Origin of the sequence: Streptomyces canarius, from assembly GCF_014650735.1 — a bacterium.
GTDB lineage: Bacteria > Actinomycetota > Actinomycetes > Streptomycetales > Streptomycetaceae > Streptomyces > Streptomyces olivaceoviridis.
In genome coordinates this window covers 1-17,241 of the sequence record NZ_BMVN01000023.1, presented here as the reverse complement: position 1 = coordinate 17,241, position 17,241 = coordinate 1, and the positions used below count along the sequence as shown (strand labels likewise).

Annotated in this window: 9 protein-coding genes; 5 read left to right on the top strand and 4 right to left on the bottom strand. The window is 74.4% G+C overall.

The annotated features are described in order from the left end of the window. Positions 1-42: 42 nt before the first annotated feature. On the bottom strand, positions 43-1,467 hold the full coding sequence (locus IE294_RS27965; RefSeq protein ID WP_189890642.1) for an NsdA family TPR-like regulatory protein: 1,425 nt from the start codon (positions 1,465-1,467) through the stop codon (positions 43-45). A 736-nt stretch (positions 1,468-2,203) separates the two neighbouring features. Between IE294_RS27965 and IE294_RS27960 the strand changes: the two genes are divergently transcribed. Both IE294_RS27960 and IE294_RS27955 read left to right on the top strand, forming a co-directional pair. Continuing rightward, on the top strand, positions 2,204-4,279 hold the full coding sequence (locus IE294_RS27960; RefSeq protein ID WP_189890641.1) for an asparagine synthase-related protein: 2,076 nt from the start codon (positions 2,204-2,206) through the stop codon (positions 4,277-4,279). A 184-nt stretch (positions 4,280-4,463) separates the two neighbouring features. Beyond that, on the top strand, positions 4,464-7,889 hold the full coding sequence (locus IE294_RS27955; protein ID WP_435858188.1) for an AfsR/SARP family transcriptional regulator: 3,426 nt from the start codon (positions 4,464-4,466) through the stop codon (positions 7,887-7,889). On the opposite strand, the gene IE294_RS27950 is transcribed toward IE294_RS27955, so the two are convergent. Both IE294_RS27950 and IE294_RS27945 read right to left on the bottom strand, forming a co-directional pair. Next, positions 7,876-9,822 carry a sigma-70 family RNA polymerase sigma factor gene (locus tag IE294_RS27950; RefSeq protein WP_189890639.1) on the bottom strand — a complete coding sequence of 649 codons (1,947 nt, stop codon included), beginning with the start codon at positions 9,820-9,822 and terminating at the stop codon, positions 7,876-7,878. The genes IE294_RS27955 and IE294_RS27950 overlap by 14 nt on opposite strands. A gap of 387 nt (positions 9,823-10,209) precedes the next feature. Next, complete coding sequence (locus IE294_RS27945; RefSeq protein ID WP_189890638.1) at positions 10,210-10,986, bottom strand: TetR/AcrR family transcriptional regulator; 777 nt, start codon at positions 10,984-10,986, stop codon at positions 10,210-10,212. A 376-nt stretch (positions 10,987-11,362) separates the two neighbouring features. On the opposite strand from IE294_RS27945, the gene IE294_RS27940 reads away from it, so the two are divergent. Both IE294_RS27940 and IE294_RS27935 read left to right on the top strand, forming a co-directional pair. After that, the gene (locus IE294_RS27940; protein ID WP_189890637.1) at positions 11,363-12,742 is read left to right on the top strand and encodes an NAD(P)/FAD-dependent oxidoreductase; all 1,380 of its coding nucleotides are present in this window, start codon (positions 11,363-11,365) and stop codon (positions 12,740-12,742) included. Between the two features lie 132 nt (positions 12,743-12,874). Continuing rightward, positions 12,875-14,536 (top strand): ATP-binding SpoIIE family protein phosphatase, encoded by a 1,662-nt coding sequence (locus IE294_RS27935; protein WP_189890635.1) that lies wholly within the window; start codon positions 12,875-12,877, stop codon positions 14,534-14,536. 282 nt (positions 14,537-14,818) lie between these two features. On the opposite strand, the gene IE294_RS27930 is transcribed toward IE294_RS27935, so the two are convergent. Next, a complete protein-coding gene (locus IE294_RS27930) occupies positions 14,819-16,096 on the bottom strand; it encodes an MFS transporter (protein WP_189890782.1) in 1,278 nt (425 codons plus the stop codon). Between the two features lie 122 nt (positions 16,097-16,218). Between IE294_RS27930 and IE294_RS27925 the strand changes: the two genes are divergently transcribed. Beyond that, positions 16,219-16,767: a MarR family winged helix-turn-helix transcriptional regulator gene (locus IE294_RS27925; RefSeq protein WP_014673551.1), complete on the top strand. Its 549-nt coding sequence runs from the start codon at positions 16,219-16,221 to the stop codon at positions 16,765-16,767. The last annotated feature ends 474 nt before the right edge of the window (positions 16,768-17,241 follow it).

Genomic DNA, 17,241 nt, shown 5'->3' with positions numbered 1-17,241 from the left:
ACTGACAGCGGCTTCAAACGCCGGGTGCGGCAGCGAGCGTCCCTACGCCGGGGCCATCAGCAGGGGCCGGGCCCGCTCCCGCAGCTCCACCACCCGCGGCTCGTCCCCGTACGGCTCCAGCCGGTGCAGGAGATCCTTCACGTACTCCGTCGTCCGTGCCGACGAGATCCGCCCGGCCACCTCCACGGCCCGCACCCCCTGCTCGCACGCCGCGTCGAGGTTGCCGGACTCCAGCTCGGCGACCGCGGAGACGACCAGCCTGAGCCCGTGCGACCGCACGAACTCCTCCGTGGGCTTCGACAGCGCCTGCTCGGTGAACCTCCGTACCTGACGCGGCGCCTTCAGGTCCCGGTAGCACTCGGCGGCGTCCGCGGCGAACCGGTCGTACCCGTAGAAACCGAGCCAGGACGGGTCGTTGTCGCCGGGACGGGACCGTTCCAGCCAGCCCTCCGCCGCCTTCAGTGCCGTGCCGGCCGCCTGCGCGTCTCCCGCGCGCGCGTGTGCCCGCGCCTCGACCAGCCGGAAGAAACTCATCGTCCGCGCGGTCGCCAGCCCCCGGTTCCGCTCCAGCGCGGCCTGCGCCAGATCGACCCCCTCGTCGCCGAAGCCCCGGTAGGTCGCCTGCAACGACATGGAGGCGAGGACGTACCCCCCCAGCGGGACGTCCGCCGCCGCCCGCGCGAGCCGCAGCGCCTGGATGTAGTACCGCTGCGCGGCCTCCTGCTGCCCGGTGTCGAAGGCCATCCACCCGGCGAGCCGGGTGAGTTCGGCCGAGGCGCCGAACAGGGCGCGGCCGACCTCGTCGGAGTAGGAGCCGAGCAGCAGCGGGGCCGCCTCCACCCGCAGGCACTCCGGCACCATCGAGGAACGCCAGTCCCCGCCGCCGTACTTGGAGTCCCACCGTCTGGCGTCCTCGGCGGCCTCCCGGAGCTTCTGCACATCACTGTGGCCGACTTTGATCGATGCGCCGGACCCCTCGGCGGAGCCCGCCTCCCGCGCGACCGAGCTGTCGGCGGGGGTTATCAGCCAGCGTGAGGCGGGCGTCGCGTACGCGCTGACTGCGAACGACCCGGCGAGCGACTGCCAGATCCCGCCGGAGCCGGCGCGGCGGCCGGCGAGGTCGAGGCGGTACAGCTCCGTCGCGGACTTCACCGCCTGGCCCACGTCCCTCGGGAAGGCGAGACCCACTTCGGGCGCGGGATCGGCGTCCGCCAGGCCGATCTCGTGGAGCGGCACCGGCCGGCCGAGCTTCTGGCCGATGGCGGCGGCGATGAGGTGCGGCGCCGCACCCTGCGGCACCATGCCCTTCGACACCCAGCGCGCCACGGACGTCTTGTCGTAGCGAAGCGTCAACCCGCGTTGCGCGCCAAGGTCGTTGACGCGGCGGGCGAGTCCCGCGTTGCTGATTCCCGCGAGGGCGAGAACGGCGCCGAGCTTCTCGTTCGGCCCGCGTTGCTCCCTGGACATGCGCCACCCCTCGACACAGACGGCTGCCGCGCTGGCATAACCACGCGGCATTCGTAAACCCAGCGTAGTTCGCCGCATCCCAAGCGTTAAGGGGCATTGTTCCGGTTGGCGGGATTGTGGTCCGTGCGCAAGTCCGGGCCCTGTACGCACCGTGCACGGTCTGTCGCCGCGTGCCCCCGCACGTGTGGCCGTGCGCCCGTCCGTGCGCTCTTCTCCGGCCATCCGGGGAGCGGTTCCATGGCTCTTGCGTGGGTCGGCCCGCTGTACTGGATCCAGTGGGCTGGGGGACACCGCCACCTTCATCCCCGCGGGTGGCGGACCGGTCCGGGAGGCGATGCCCGCCTCCCGGGCCGTGCGCGCGTGTGGACCGCCGCGCGCTCCGCAGGCCTGTACGGAGCGTGCTCATCTCCGGTGCCCCTCCAGTTAATTGGCCGAAAATGACCCCCCGTTGTGTGCGCTCAATTGCCGTTCCGACCATGCAACTTGAGGGCGCGAAGGGCGGTTTGGGGGAGCGCGCAGGGGGCGCATTCGCGCCGGGCCCGTGCGGCACCGCCCGGTCGGCACCCACCCCGCAGACACCGGCCGCCCGCCAACTCCCCAGGCCGGCTCCGCGTGTTTCCCTGGATTTTCCCTCGATCGAAGGCGGTGCCGCCGTCCCTCTCCCGCGCGCCCTTCATGGCAGCATGGGGTCCGGTTCGTACGGTGCACTGTTTGTCCACAGCCTGTGGAGGCGTCGATGCGGTGGTTGGTGGGTTGGAGCAGCACCGCCGCGGGCGCCGCCGGGATCGGCTCCGCCGGTGCCGTCGGATACGACGGCGAGACCCTGCACCCGGTCGGCTCCCATCTCCTGTGGGGCGACCCGGACCCGCTGTGGGCCGTCGGCGACTGGCGCCCGGACGAGGTGCGCGTGGTGCACGCCGACGCAGAGCACCGGATCGCCGTCCTCGGCATCTGCGGTGCCACCGACGAGGAGCTCAGGCGCGGCCTGTTCACCGCGCGCGGGGGCGCGGTGCGCCATCTGACCACCTGGCCCGGCAGCTACACGGCCGTCGTCCAGGCCGGCCGCCGCATCACCGTCTGCGGCGATCTCGCGGGCGCCCGGCCGGTGTTCTACACCCCCTGGGCCGGCGGCACCGCCTACGCCACCGCCGCGCTGCCCCTCGCCGACCTCGTCGAGGCCAACCTCGACTTCACCCACCTCGCCGCCCTGCTCGCCGCCCCGGACGTCCCGGCCGCGCTGCGCGACAGCACCCCGTACGACGGCGTGCGGCGCATTCCGCCGGGGCACGCGTTGGTGCTGCGCGCCGGGGCGCGGGAGGTCGCCGGGTACGAGCCGGTCGCCTCCCTCGCCGTGGCCGCGCCCCCGGCCGACCCCGGCCGCGCCGTGGACGCCGTCCGGGACGCGCTCGTGGAGGCCGTCCGCACCCGGCTGTCGGCACCCCGGCACGTGCCCGACCTGGACCCCGGGCCGGTGCCCGGCATGGGACCGGCGGAGCGGCGGGCCGCGCGCGGGATGCCGGTTCCCGGCATCGGCGCCGACCTGTCCGGCGGCCCCGCCTCCGGCACGCTCGCGCTGCTGGCCGCCGGGCTGCCCGGCAGACCCGGCACGCTCCTCGGCCACGGTACGGGCGCGGGCGAACGGCTCCTCGCCGTCACGTTCAACGATCTGACCGCGACCGGCCGCGAGGCCGAACTGGAGCGCGCCGGTGCCCTGGCGGCCAATCCCCGGCTGCACCACGTCGTGGTCACCGGTGGCGAGGAGACCCTGCCGTACGCCGACCTCGACGGCCCGTTGACCGACGAACCCGGCCCCTCCCTGGTCCAGGCGGCCCGGCACCGCGCGCGGCTCGCCGCCGGCAGCGCCGACCACTTCACCGGGCACGGCGCCCGCCAGGTCCTGGACGCCCACCCCGCCCGCCTCGCCGACCTGCTGGTGGACCGCAAACGGCGCCACCTGGTCCGGCCGGTCGCCGCGCTCGCCCGCGCGGACGGCTCCGTGATGGTCCCCGCGCGCGTGTACAGCGCGGCCCGGCGCCTGGCCCGCACCCCCTACCGGGCGGGCCTGGAGGTGCTGGCCGAGCGGCTGATGCGGCGCCGCTTCGACGAGCCCAAGGGGGCGGTCGGCGCGTCCCTCGCCGCGCTGGCCTGGGCGAGACCCGGGCCCGCCGCCCGGTGGCTGACAGGGGAGGCGCTGGCTGAAGTATCGGTTCTGCTCCAGGCGGAGGCGGACCGCTCCGCGACCGGCGTACAGCGCCCCGGCGACTACCGCGCGCGTGCGGCCCTCGCCCGGCACGCCGCCGATCTGCGCGTCCTGGAGCAGGCCGCGGAGATCCGCTCCCAGCGGCTGCACGCGCCGTTCCTCGACAACCAGGTCGTACGCGCCTGCCGTGACCTCCCCGAGGCCCTGCGCGTCCAGCCCGGCGCCCGCGCCGCCATCCTCCGTACGGTCCTGGAGGGCGCCGGCGTCACCGACCTCCCGCCCGGCTGGGGCGCGCCCTCCCACGCGTCCTCGGCGGCGGCCTCGCGCGCGGGGCTGCGCGCGGCCACCGACCCCCTCCTGGACCTCTTCTCCACACCGCTGCTGGCCGACGCGGGCCTGGTGGAGGCGCGTGTCGTCCGCAAGGCCCTGCGCTCCGCCGCGGCGGGCGAGGCGCTTCCCCTGGACGGCCTGGCCGACCTCGTCTCCCTCGAACTCTGGCTCCGCCGCCTCCTCTCCCGCCGCGGCACCTGCTGGACGGGCACCCCGACCCGCTCCCGCGCGGTCCCTTCGGGGATCCAGCCGAGGCGCAGCGCGCTCACGCCAGGGGTGTGAGCGGTGGGGCGTGAGCCTGGGGGCTGGGCCCCCCGGGTGCGCCGGCGGGTCCGTCGCGGCCGGTAGCGCAGCTCCCCGCGTGCCTTCGGGGCGCGTCCGGCCGCGGGCAGTCGTGCCGGGCACCGGGAGCCCCGAGAACCGAAACCCCCGTGCTCCGTCCGCCACCCCCCGCCACAATGACCAGGTGCGGTACAGAATCCTGGGCGTGACCCAAGCGGCAGACGACCAGGGCACCCCCGTACCCATCGGCGGCCGGCGCCTGCGGACTCTCCTCACCGCCCTGGCCCTCCGCCCCGGCCGCACCACCGCCCCCCACGCCCTCGTCGAGGAGATCTGGGCGGACGACCCGCCCCAGGACGCCCCCGCCGCCCTCCAGGCCCTCGTCGGCCGCCTCCGCCGTACCCTCGGCCGGCACACCATCGCCTCCACCCCGGGCGGTTACCGCCTCGAAGCGGCCGAGGACGAGGTGGACCTCCACGTCTTCGAACGCCTCGCCCACACCGGCACCCAGGCCCTCACCGCCGGCGACCCGGCCACCGCCCACCGCACCCTCACCCAGGCCCTCGCCCTCTGGCACGGCCCGGCCCTCGCCGACCTCCCCGACCGCACCGCCGCCGCCCGCCCCGAGGCCCTGCGCCTGGAGGCGGCCCGCGCCCGCGCCGCCGCGGCCCTGGCCCTCGGCCGCGCCCGGGAGGCCGTACCGGAGCTGCGGGAACTGACCACCGTCCACCCGTACGACGAGCCCCTGCACGCCCTCCTCATCCGTGCCCTGCGCGACACGGGCCGCCCGGCCGACGCCCTCGCCGCCTACGAGTCCGCCCGCCGTACCCTCGCCGACTCCCTCGGCGCCGACCCGGGCCCGGAACTCCAGTCCCTGCACGCCTCGTTGCTGAAGCAGGAGCCCCTGGACGCCCCCGGGTACCCGGAGACCGCCCAGCCCGCGTACGCCGCCGAGCACCTGGAGTCCCCCAAGTCCACGCACACCGCGGAGCACCTGGAGTCCCGCAAGCCCGCACACACCTCCGAGCACCCGGCGCATCCGGCATACCCCGCGCCCCCGAAACCCCCCGAGCGCACCGGCAACCTCCGTCCCCGCCTGACCTCCTTCGTCGGGCGGGAACCGGAGCTCGCGGCCATTCGTTCCGACTTGCACAGGGCCCGCCTGGTCACGCTCACCGGACCGGGCGGCTCGGGGAAGACCCGCCTCGCCGAGGAGGCCGCCGCACCACTGCCCTCGGCCTGGCTGGTCGAGCTCGCCCCGCTCGACCGGCCGGAGGCGGTGCCCGGCGCGGTGGTCAGCGCGCTCGGTCTGCGCGAGACCGTGCTGCTGACCAACGAGCTGGCGACCCCGCAAGCCGACCCCACGGCCCTGCTGATCGAGTACTGCGCCCCGCGCAGCCGCCTCCTGATCCTTGACAACTGCGAGCACGTCATCGGCGCGGCAGCCGCCCTCGCCGAGACCCTCCTCACCCACTGCCCGGGGCTCACGATCCTCGCGACCAGCCGTGAACCCCTGGGCGTCCCCGGCGAGTCGGTGCGCCCGGTCGATCCCCTCGTCCCGGAGCAGGCGCACCGCCTCTTCGCCGAGCGCGCGAAGGCCGTCCGTCCCGACGCCGACGCGGTGCTCGGCGACACCGAGGCCGTGGCGGAGATCTGCCGCCGTCTGGACGGGCTGCCGCTGGCCATCGAGCTGGCCGCGGCCCGGCTCAGGCTGCTGACCCCGCGCCAGATCGCCGACCGCCTGGACGACCGCTTCCGCCTGCTCACCTCCGGAAGCCGCACGGTCCTGCCCCGCCAGCAGACCCTGCGCGCGGTGGTCGACTGGTCCTGGGAGCTGCTGGACGAGCGGGAGCGGACGGTCCTGCGCGAGGCGTCGGTGTTCGCCGGCGGCTGGGACCTCGCGGCGGCCGAGGCCGTGTGCACCGGCCCGGCGGCGGACCTGATCGGCGCGCTGGTCGACAAGTCCCTGGTGGTCGCCGCCCCGCACGACCCGGACGGCACCGGTTCCGGCGCCGGCATGCGGTACCGCATGCTGGAGACCATCCACGAGTACGCCACCGAGCGCGCGGCCGAGGTCCCCGGGCTGCGCGCGGCGGCCGAGCGACGCCACCGCGCGTGGGTGCGTGCGCTGGTCGAACAGGCGGAGCCACGGCTGCGGTCGGCGGCCCAACTGCCCTGGATCGCCCGCCTGGAGACCGAGATGGACAACATCCGCGCGGCCCTGGACCGCGCCGTCCGCGCGGGGGACGAGGCGGAGGCGGGCGCCGTCGTCCTGGCCACCGGCTGGTTCTGGTGGCTGCGCAACCACCGTCAGGAGGCGGTGGCCTGGGTGCGGCTGGTGCTCCGCCTGGGCATCGCCCTGGACACCCTGCCCGCGGGCGCGCCGGCCGACGAGGTGAGGGCACGGGTGAAGACCGCCGACCCGGTGGGCGCCTTCCTCGCCGCCCCCGACGGCGAGGCCGGGCATCCGTTGCGCGAGCTGCGGATGGACCTGCGGATGCTGGACCTGTTCCTGACCGCCGAGACGGGCACGGAGACCCTCGCGGCCGACGAACGGACCCGGGAGTACCTCGCGCGCGTGCGGGCGGCCTACGAAGGCGGCGGACCGCAGGCCGCCCGGCTCCCGGGCATCATCTGGCCGCTGACCTCCTACTACCTGGGCGGCCCCACGGACATCCGCCCGCAGATGACGCGGTGCGTCGCCAACTGCCGCCGCTACGGCGGCGACTGGGAACTCGGGGTCGCCCTGATGTACCGCGCCCACGTGACCGTCGACTCCCCGGGCAACCTGCGGGGCGTCGACGAGGACCTGGCCGAGCTGCGGACGCTCAGCCGGCGCGTCGGTGACCGCTGGATGCGGGCGCAGATATGCAGCGCGGCCGGCGAGGCGGCCTTGGTCCGGGGCAGGTACGAGGAGGCGCGCGCCGAGTACGAGGAAGCGCTGCGGCTCGCCTACGAGGTGGGCGCCTACGCCGAGTCGCCGTTCCTGATCGCCCGGCTCGCCGAGATCTCCTACCGCTCCGGCGACCGGGAGGCCGCGCTGGCCGCGCTGGACGAGGCGGGAACGGCCGCCGACCGGTACGCGGTACCCGAGTCCCGGGCCTTCGTGCTGCTCCTGCGCGCCCACATCGCCCTGCACGACGACCAGCACGCGCGGGCCCGCGAGCTGTACGAGGCGACCCGCGCGGTGATCCGGGACGGCACCCCGCCCCCGCAGTTCGTGGCGGCCCAGCGGATGGTCGAGGCGCTGATCGCGGCCGACGAGTCGGGGCCCGCGCACGGCCTGTCGATCCTGGTGGAGGCCCTGCGCGAGGCCGTGGACCACCGGTGCGCCGAGTCGATCACGGCCGGCCTGGTGGACGTGGCGGCCGGTCTGCTGGCCCGGCTCGGCGATCTGCCGGGCGCGCTGCGGCTGTTCGCCGCCGCGGACCACTGGCGCGACGGCCTCGACCGGCCCGAACCGGAACGCGGCGAGGCCGCCCGGGTGCGCGCCACGGCCCGCGCGGCCCTCCCGGCCGACCGCTACGCCGCCGAGTGTGCCCGGGGTGCCTCCTTCGGCGTGGCGGACGTCCTGCGCGAGCTGGGCGCCGGGACGGCTAGCGGCAGGTGAACCGGGACTCCGCCCAGTCCGCGAGCGCCACCCGGTCGAAGGCGTCGCCGTGCGGTTCCACCACGAGCCGCACGGTCCCGCGCCCGGTGAGGTCGACGTGGACGGGGACGGCCGGGTCGCGGCCCTCGACCATGCCGGACCGCCACAGCCGCACCCCGTCGGCGTAGACGGAGAAGGAGACTTTGCCGAGGCCGGGCGTCATGTCGTCCACGCCGGCCAGCGCGTCGTACGCGGTGCACCGCCGGTTGAGGGCGATGGTGACGGAGGAGTCGCCCTGGACGGTGACCCCGCGCGCGTACCGCTCACCGCCGACGGACATGCCGTACCGCTGCCACACCCAGCTGCTGCCGCCGAGCACGATCTCGGGCCGGGTGCCGTCGCCGACGACGTCGAAGCGCAGCTCGCTCAGCTCGTAGACGGTGGGCGCCGGCGGCGGAGCGGGCGTCGGGGTCGGCTTGGGTCTCGGCCTCGGTGTGGGGGTGGGTGCAGGCGGCGGGACGGGCTTGGGGGCCGGCTTCGCCGGGGGTGTCGGGGTGGGCGTGCGGGCGGGCGTGCCGGCGGGCGTCGGTGCCGGGTCGGGAGCGTGGACGACGGGCTTCGGCGGGGGCGTGCGCGGAGCCGGCGTGCGCGGAGCCGGCGTGGGCGTGGGCGTCCCGGGCCGTACGACCGGCGCGGACACGGACGGGGAGGGGTCAGGCGCCGGCTGGGCGGCCTCCTGCGCCGGACGGCCGTCGTTCACCAGGGCCAGCGCGACCGCGGCGGCGGCCACCGCGACCACACCGGCCGCGATGCCGGCCTTCACCGGCGCCCCGAGTCCCTCGGAGGCCGCGGCCCCGCCCGCGCCGCTCGCCCCGCCGGACGAGCCACCGGCCGCGGCGGCGGCGCCGGCCGCCCCGGCCCCCGCGCCGCCGGCCACGATCCCGAGGGCCTTGGCGTACCCGGCGGCCCCGAACCAGCCGATGACCGCGACCGGCACGACAGCGGGGATACCGCTCGCGACCTCTTCGATCTGCGCCGCCGCCAGCCGGCACCTGGCGCACCCCTCCAGGTGCTTGCGCAGACCCCGCTCGGCGCGGACGCGCAGCTTGCGGCGGGCGTAGCCGCCGAGCTGGTCGGCGTAGCGGGCGCACTCCTCGTCCTGGGCGAGGGCGGCGCTGACGTGGGCCTGGAGGTACGCCTGCTTCAGCCCCTCACGCGCGCGGCTGGCGAGCACCCGGGTGCCGTTGGCGTCCAGCCCGAACAGGACGGCCACCTCGCTCGGGGACTCGTCCTCCACCTCGGTGTGCCACAGCACGGCCTGCCAGCGTTCGGGCAGCGAGCGGAAGGCCCGCATGGCCATGGACTGCTCGGCCTCGTGCAGGGCGCGGGCGTCGGCGCCGAGACCGAGGCCCGCCCCGGAGGTGCCGATGAACGCGGTGTCGTCGGGGGCTTCCGGGACCCGGGCGGCCTGCTGGGCGAAGAGGGCGAAGTCGTCGACGAGTTGCTCCCGCCGGGCGGATTTCGTCCAGTGGGCGGCGACACGCCGGACCGAGGTCAGCAGATAGGCCCGTACGGCGTGTTCGGGCCCGGAGCCGCCCCGCACCGCTTGCAGCATCCGCGCGAACACCTCGGCGGTGAGGTCGTCGGCGGTGTGCCCGTCCCGGCAGCAGGTGCGGGCGTAGCGCCGTACCGCGTCGGCGTGCCGTCGGTACAGCTCCTCGTAGGCGGAGTCGTCACCGCCACGCATCCGCTCGATCAGCTCGGTGTCGGCGGGCGGCACCCCCCGGGGCGGCGGCAGCACGCTTCCCCCACGCTGGGCGGGCACGTTCCCGTCACGGCCCCCGCCGGAGGAAGCCGGCCGCCCGCCTTGGTGCGGCACCTGGGGTGAGGTCAGCTCCCGGGTCTCGGCGTCCCCGTCGTCACCGCGCGACCCGTCCCACCCGTCAACGCCCATCGCGGACAGCCCCCGACCCCGGCTCAGCCCAACCCGTCAGGCGCCAGACTGCCACACCGGACTCCCCCGGAGCCCCCGCGCGCACCCCATCCACTCATCCGAGCGCACTTGCCTCCCCCATCCCCCGAACACCCGTCGAACGCCCAGCCACCGCAGCCGACGCGAGGGGCACCCGACGGAGAAGGGGGGCGTGGGACGGCATGGGTGCGCCTCGCCACCGCCCCACGCCCCCACACCCACGACGGGGCAGCGGCCGTACAACGCGACCCGCAGCCGTCGACGGCGCACCCGCCCCCGGAAAGGCCACCGGCACCACCCGAGCGCGACAGCCGCGCGGGTGGTGCCGGTCAAGGACGGAACGCCCCCGAAGGGGAAGCCGAGGCCCGGCTACGACCGGGACCGCAGCCCCTCCAGCAGGATGTCCAGCAACCGCGCCGACGCCTCCGCCTGCTGCGCCGCGTCCGGCAGCGACGGCGCCGCCGTGGCGATCACCAACAGCACGTCACCCACGGACACGTCCGTCCGCAGCTCACCCGCCGCCCGGGCCCGGTCCACCAACTGCCCGACCACATCGAGCAGCGCCCCGGCCCCGGCGTCATCGGCCACCGCGGCCTCCTGCGCCACGAGCCGCAGCTCGGCACTCCCCGGCTGCACCCGCTGCTGCGGCACCCGCGCCTCTCCGGCGAGGCCGACCGCCTCACCGGCCGCACCGGCATCACCGGAACCGGCGGAGCCGACCCGCAGCACCTGCGGCGGCAGCAACCTCCCCGCCCCGGACGCCACGGACGTCCGCAGGAACCGCGACAGCGCCGACCACGGCTCGTCCTCCTGCCCGAGCGCCGCCCGGGCCTGCTCGGTCAGCCGGGCCGTCTCCTCCTCGGCGATCCGCCGGACCAGCACGTCCTTGCTGGGAAAGCGCCGGTACACCGTGCCGACCCCGACCCGGGCCCGCCGCGCCACATCTTCCATCGGCGCGCCGTAGCCCAGCTCGCCGAACACCTCACGTGCCGCGCGCAGCACGTGCTCCAGGTTGCGCTGTGCGTCCACCCGCAGCGGGGTCGTCCGCGCCGTGTCCGCGCGTCCGCTGCCCACCGCCGCGCTCATCGCCTTGCCGCCGGGCGCGACGGCCGCTGCCGATGCCCAATGCGTGTCCTGAACATGCATGTGTTTCCCCCGGTAATGACGTCTCCCCCCGGAGACTCCCCGCCACTGAACGCGAGGTGCGCGGAACTGGCTTCGGTCCCGACCGGATCCGCCCGTCGCGGACCCGTTCGACCACATTCCCTACACCCCGTCGACACACGAACATAGTTGAGAGGAAGTCAATTCAGAAGGGGCAGGTTCCGTACAGTGCGCCCCCCGATCGGAGTACGGGGTGTATACATCCCGATTCCCGCCCTTCGCCCCCTGTCGCCCGCCCCCGCTGACCTGCCCCCTTTCGTCCCGCGCGGACGCCACGGCCGGTCGTGCGCACACCGGGCCGCCGGTCACACAAATTGTCGGGGCTGTGGACAAACTCCAGCGGCGGGTGCGTCATGGGATGGTGAAGGAACGTGCGCGCATTCTGGTTGTCGGCGGCGGCTACGTCGGGATGTACACGGCCCTGCGCCTCCAGCGGAAGCTGAAGGCCGAGCTGAGGAGAGGCGAGGTCGACATCACCGTCGTCAGCCCTGATCCCTACATGACGTACCAGCCGTTCCTCCCCGAGGCCGCCGCCGGCTCGATCTCCCCGCGCCACGTCGTCGTACCGCTGCGCCGCGTCCTGGACCACTGCCACGTCGTCGTCGGCGAGGTCACCTCGATCGACCACGCCGTACGCACCGCCGCCGTCACCACCCTCGCCACCGCCGAGGAGGGCAGGACCGCCGAACTCCTCGGCTACGACGAACTCGTGCTCGCCCCCGGTTCGGTCTCCCGCGCCCTGCCCATCCCCGGCCTCGCCGAGTACGGCATCGGCTTCAAGACCGTCGAAGAGGCCATCGGGCTGCGCAACCACGTCATCGAGCAGATGGACATCGCCTCCTCCACCCGCGACCCGGCCGTCCGCGACGCCGCCCTCACCTTCGTCTTCGTCGGCGGCGGCTACGCGGGCGTCGAGGCCCTCGGCGAGCTGGAGGACATGGCCCGCTACACCGCGCGCCACTACCACAACCTCCGCCCCGAGGACATGAAGTGGATCCTCGTGGAGGCCACCGACCGCATCCTCCCGGAGGTCGGCCCCGAGATGGGCCGGTACACCGTCACCCAGCTGCGCCGCCGCAACATCCAGGTGCTGCTGGACACCCGCCTGGAGTCCTGCGCCGACCGCGTCGCCGTGCTCAGCGACGGCCAGCGCTTCCCGACCCGTACGGTCGTGTGGACGGCCGGCGTCAGACCGCATCCGCTGATCGCCGCCACCGACCTGCCGCGCACCGACCGCGGCCGGCTCCGCTGCACCGCCCAGCTCACCGTCGACGGCACCGAGCACGCCTGGGCCGCCGGCGACGCCGCCGCCGTACCCGACGTCACGGCCGCCGAACCCGGCACCGAGACCGCCCCCAACGCCCAGCACGCGGTCCGCCAGGCCCAGGTCCTGGGCGACAACATCGTCCGCTCCCTGCGCGGCGAGCCCCTCCGGACGTACGCGCACAAGTACGTCGGCTCGGTCGCCTCCCTCGGCCTGCACAAGGGCGTCGCACAGGTCTACGGGCGCGAACTGAAGGGCTACCCTGCGTGGTTCATGCACCGCCTGTACCACCTCAGCAGGGTGCCCACCGTCAACCGCAAGGCCCGGGTGCTCGCCGAATGGACCCTCGCCGGGCTCTTCAAACGGGAGATCGTCTCGCTCGGTTCACTCGAACACCCCCGAGCGGAGTTCGAACTCGCGGCCGGTGGAAATCCTCCTCACAGCCCCTCCGACGACCCGAAGGGGTCGTCCTGACCGGACTCAGGAACTCCACGGCCCGCCCCGGCGTCTGACGGTTGTCGCCCGCCGCGGCCCGCTCCCTGCCAGACTGCCCTACGACGTCGGACGGGCACCCGCCCGCCCTAGCACCCACGAGGCTTTCCCCAAGTGAACTTCACGCGCTGGAGCGCCCGGCTCCCCGGAACGCAGCGCCGCGCCGCCGCGCGGACCGAGACGGCGGTCTCCCCGGACCGGCGGGGGGAAGGCTCCGTGCCCGCGGCCCGCGCCGAACAGCCCGCCGACGGCACAGCCCCGGTACCCGCCGTCGACGAACTGCCCGCGCGTGACGTCCTGGACCGCGTCCCGGCCCTCGTCGCCCTCGTCCACGGCCCCGACCACCGCATCGCCTACGTCAACGACGCCTACACGACGGCCTTCGGCGCCCGCGTCACCGGCGCGACCGCCCGCGAGGCCCTGCCCGAACTCGCCGAACTGGGCCTGCTCCCGCTGCTCGACCAGGTGCTGCGCAGCGGAAAGCCCCGCACCCTGAAGTCCCGCAAGGCCGTCGACGGCCGCTCGTACACCTTCACCTGCACCCCCGTCGCCGAGAACGGCGACCGCGACGCAGGCGGCGGTGCGGTCCTCGTCTTCGCCACGGACGTCACCGACCACGCCGAGGCCGCCGAGCGCCTGCGCGCCAGCGAGCGCCGCCAGCGCGAGACGGCCGTCACCCTCCAGCGCTCCCTGCTCCCGCAGGAACTCGAACAGCCCGACGACCTGCGCATCGCCGCCACCTACCAGCCCGGCGGCACCGAGGCCGCGGTCGGCGGCGACTGGTACGACGTGATCACCCTCGGCGGCGGCCGGACCGCCCTCGTCATCGGCGACGTCATGGGCCGCGGGGTGCGCGCCGCCGCCGTCATGGGCCAGCTCCGCACGGCCGTCCGCGCCTACGCCCGCCTCGACCTGCCCCCGCACGAGGTCCTGCAACTCCTCGACGGCCTCGCGGCCGAGATCGACGCCAACCAGATCGCCACCTGCGTCTACGCCGTCCACGACCCGAACGAGGGCCGCCTGGTCTACGCGTCCGCCGGTCACCTGCCGATCCTGGTCCGCGACGAGAGCGGCACGGTCTCCCGCGCCGACGAACCCACCGGCCCGCCGCTCGGCACCGGCGGCTGGATGCACTCCTCCGGCTCCATCGCCCTCGGCCCCGGCTCCACGGCCGTCCTCTACACCGACGGCCTGGTCGAGCGCCGCGACGCCGACCTGGACGAGGGCATCGCCGCGCTCGAAGGCGCCCTCGCCGGCGCGACCGGCAGCCCCCAGGTCGTCTGCGACCGCCTGGTCCGCTCGGCCGGCGTCACCGCCGACCACGACGACGACGTCGCCGTCCTCGTCCTCCAGCACCCCGCGCGGACCGGCCCCGACGGCGACCTCTTCCGCAACGCGGCCCTCGAACTCCTCGGCGGCGTCGAAGCGGCCCCCCGCGCGCGTGCCTTCGCCTCCGGCGTCCTCACCAGCTGGCGCTTCCCCGCCGAACTGCACGACCTCGGCGTCCTCGCCGCCAGCGAGCTGGTCGCCAACAGCCTCCAGCACGGAACCCCGCCCATGCGGCTCCGCCTGCGCCGTACAGACCGCCGCCTCATCGTGGAGGTCACCGACGGCGACGACCACCTGCCGAGGCGCCGTCGCGCCGAGCCCGGCGACGAGTCGGGCCGGGGCATCGCCATCGTCGCGACGATCGCCTCCAGCTGGGGCTGCCGCCGCACCCCCGGCGGCGGAAAAGCGGTGTGGTGCGAGTTCGTCCTGCCGAAGGCGAAGCACTGACCGGCTGTTGGACCCGCCGGCGCGGCATCGCGGTCACGCGCCCGCCCGGTGCCGGAAGCCGACCACGGCAGACGGATCCGGCGTACCGAGCGACGCGCCCGAGATCTCCGAGGGATACGACACCTACTCCGCCCCGATCATGACGCCGTTCGTGCGAGCTGCCGGACACCGTGGACCCGCGCCCCGGAGCCACCGACCCGGACCTCGCCACCCGCTGACCGACACGCCCGGCACACGACGACGGCCGTCACCCGGAGGTGACGGCCGTGACGCACCGCGGGCTCACGCGTCCGCGCGCACCGGTCCCGTGGACGCCCCGCCCCGGGTGACCACCCGGGTCCCGCGCGCCAGCCAGGGCCGGTCCTGTACGGCGGTGAGGCGCCGCCCCAGCCACAGCGCCAGGACGGTGATCCCCAGCGAGAACAGCAGGAAGGTCACGATGTACGGCCCGGGCAGCGAGGCCCCGAGCGGACCGCCCACCGCCGGACCGACGGCCAGCGCCAGCTGCTTGACCAGCGCGAACGCCGAGTTGTACTGCCCGGCCATGCCCTCCGGCGCCAGATCGGCGACCAGCGGCGCGACCGTCGGCGACAGCATCGCCTCGCCCAGCCCGAACAACGCGTACGTCGACACGAACGCGGCCGTGGCCATCTCCTGGCTGCCGTGTCCCAGTCCCGCGTACCCGGCGGCCAGCCAGGCCACGGCCCAGATCAGCCCCACCGCGGCGATGACCCGGGACCGCCGGCGCCGCTCCACGAACTTCAGTACGGCGAACTGGGCGACCACGATCATCAGCGTGTTCGCGGCCAGCGCGGTACCCAGCGCGGACGTGGAGATCCCGGCCGCCTCCACGCCGTACGCGCTCAACCCCGACTCGAACTGCCCGTAGCAGGCGAAGAAGATCACGAAGCCCAGCACGGACAGCTGCACCATCGCCCGGTTCCCGAGCAGCTGCTTCCAGCTCCCCTTCGCCGACCCCGCCGGAGCGTCCGCCAGGCGCGGCGAGTGCGGCATCCGCACGGTCGCCAGCACGCCGACCAGCAGCAGGAACATCGCCGCCTCGATCGCGAACAGCAGCGTGAACGACGACACGCGCGTGGTGTCGACGAGGTGGCCGCCGATGAGACCGCCGACGCCCAGCCCCAGGTTCTGGAGGAAGAACTGCATCGCGAACGCACGCGAGCGCGTGTCAGCCGAGGAGCAGTCCACGATCATCGTCGCCAGCGCCGGCTGCATCACGGCCTGCCCGGCCCCGAGCGCCGCAGCGGACAGCAGCACACTCGCGGCGCTGCCCGACAGACCGAGGCTCAGCGCGCCCACGGCGGCGGTCACCAGGGCGGCGACCAGGACCGGCAGCGGGCCGCGCCGCACGATCGCCCGGCCGGCGAACGGCAGCACGATCAGCGCGGCCACGGCGAAGACGGCGAGCACGAGTCCCGCCGTCATGGCTCCCAGCCCCCGCATCTGCGCCACATAGACGTACAGGTAGGGGACGGTGAAGCCGAGCCCGAACGCGCTGAGTGCGTTGCCCACGTGGATCCGGCGCATCGCTGCGCCCATCGCCCTGGTCACGTTCACCTCTCTCACTAGTTAGACCTGAAGACTTCGAAGCTAAACTTCAAAGCTAAAGAGTACATGGTCAAGGACTTCAAGGCAAAGGGCTCCCGTGCGATACTGCGGCCATGGCCGACACCCCCGGCGTCACAGAGCCGACGCTCGAAGAACAGATCGCCGCCTACCAGCGCGAGTTCCAGGGCCTGGACCCCCAGGTCGAGAAGATCGTGTCGGCGCTGTCCCGTCTGAACCGCCGGATGAACGTCGCCTACGGCCGCCAGACCGCCGCCCTCGGCATCAGCAACGCCGAGTGGGAGGTCCTCAAGGCGCTGGTCCTCTCCGGCGCCCCCTACCGCATGGGTCCCAGCGAGCTGGCCAAGCGGCTCGGCCTCACCCCGGCCGCCATGACCCACCGGATCGACCGCATGGTCACCGAGGGACTGGTCACCCGGGAGCGCGACGAGTCCAACCGCGTCCGCGTCATCGTGGAGCTGACCCCCGAGGGCCGCGAGAAGTGGCTGGAGGCGATGCGCCTGGCGACGGTCTTCGAGGAGGACCTGCTCCAGGACCTCACTCCCGCGGAGCGCGCGGTGCTCGGCGAGGTCCTGACCAGACTGCTGCGCCGGGTGGAGCACGCCCAGCCGGACGCCGGCGGCCGGCTCAGCGACCTGGACTGACGCCCGCGGAAAAGATCTTGACAGCAGGGTGTTGACACGCCCCTGCTCGATCCGTAAAGTTCTCCGGGTTGCCGCGGAGCCGTAACGGTTCTTCGGTGGCACCTCAGCCGCTCCGAGCGGCACCCCTCACACCTTCAGCACGATCCCTCCTCCGGGTTGATTTCGGCGTGCCCGAATTCAATTCGAATAGGGACTCGGCGGCCCGATTGGGAATCGCCGGGCGGATCCGCTAAGGTTTGAGACGTCGGAACGGCCCAACGGCCGGGAAGACAAGCCCCGCTGACTGGGGATCAGACGCCGAAAGGATCTGATAGAGTCGGAACCGCCGGAAAGGGAAACGCGAGAGCGGGAACCTGGAAAGCACCGAGGAAATCGGATCGAGAAAAGATCTGATAGAGTCGGAAACGCAAGACCGAAGGGAAGCGCCCGGAGGAAAGCCCGAGAGGGTGAGTACAAAGGAAGCGACCGTTCCTT

Coding starts and splice junctions, on each gene's coding strand:
- IE294_RS27965 (WP_189890642.1), bottom strand. CDS start 1,467: ATGTCCAGGGAGCAACGCGGGCCGAACGAGAAGCTCGGCGCCGTTCTC.
- IE294_RS27960 (WP_189890641.1), top strand. CDS start 2,204: ATGCGGTGGTTGGTGGGTTGGAGCAGCACCGCCGCGGGCGCCGCCGGG.
- IE294_RS27950 (WP_189890639.1), bottom strand. CDS start 9,822: ATGGGCGTTGACGGGTGGGACGGGTCGCGCGGTGACGACGGGGACGCC.
- IE294_RS27945 (WP_189890638.1), bottom strand. CDS start 10,986: ATGCATGTTCAGGACACGCATTGGGCATCGGCAGCGGCCGTCGCGCCC.
- IE294_RS27940 (WP_189890637.1), top strand. CDS start 11,363: ATGGTGAAGGAACGTGCGCGCATTCTGGTTGTCGGCGGCGGCTACGTC.
- IE294_RS27930 (WP_189890782.1), bottom strand. CDS start 16,096: ATGGGCGCAGCGATGCGCCGGATCCACGTGGGCAACGCACTCAGCGCG.
- IE294_RS27925 (WP_014673551.1), top strand. CDS start 16,219: ATGGCCGACACCCCCGGCGTCACAGAGCCGACGCTCGAAGAACAGATC.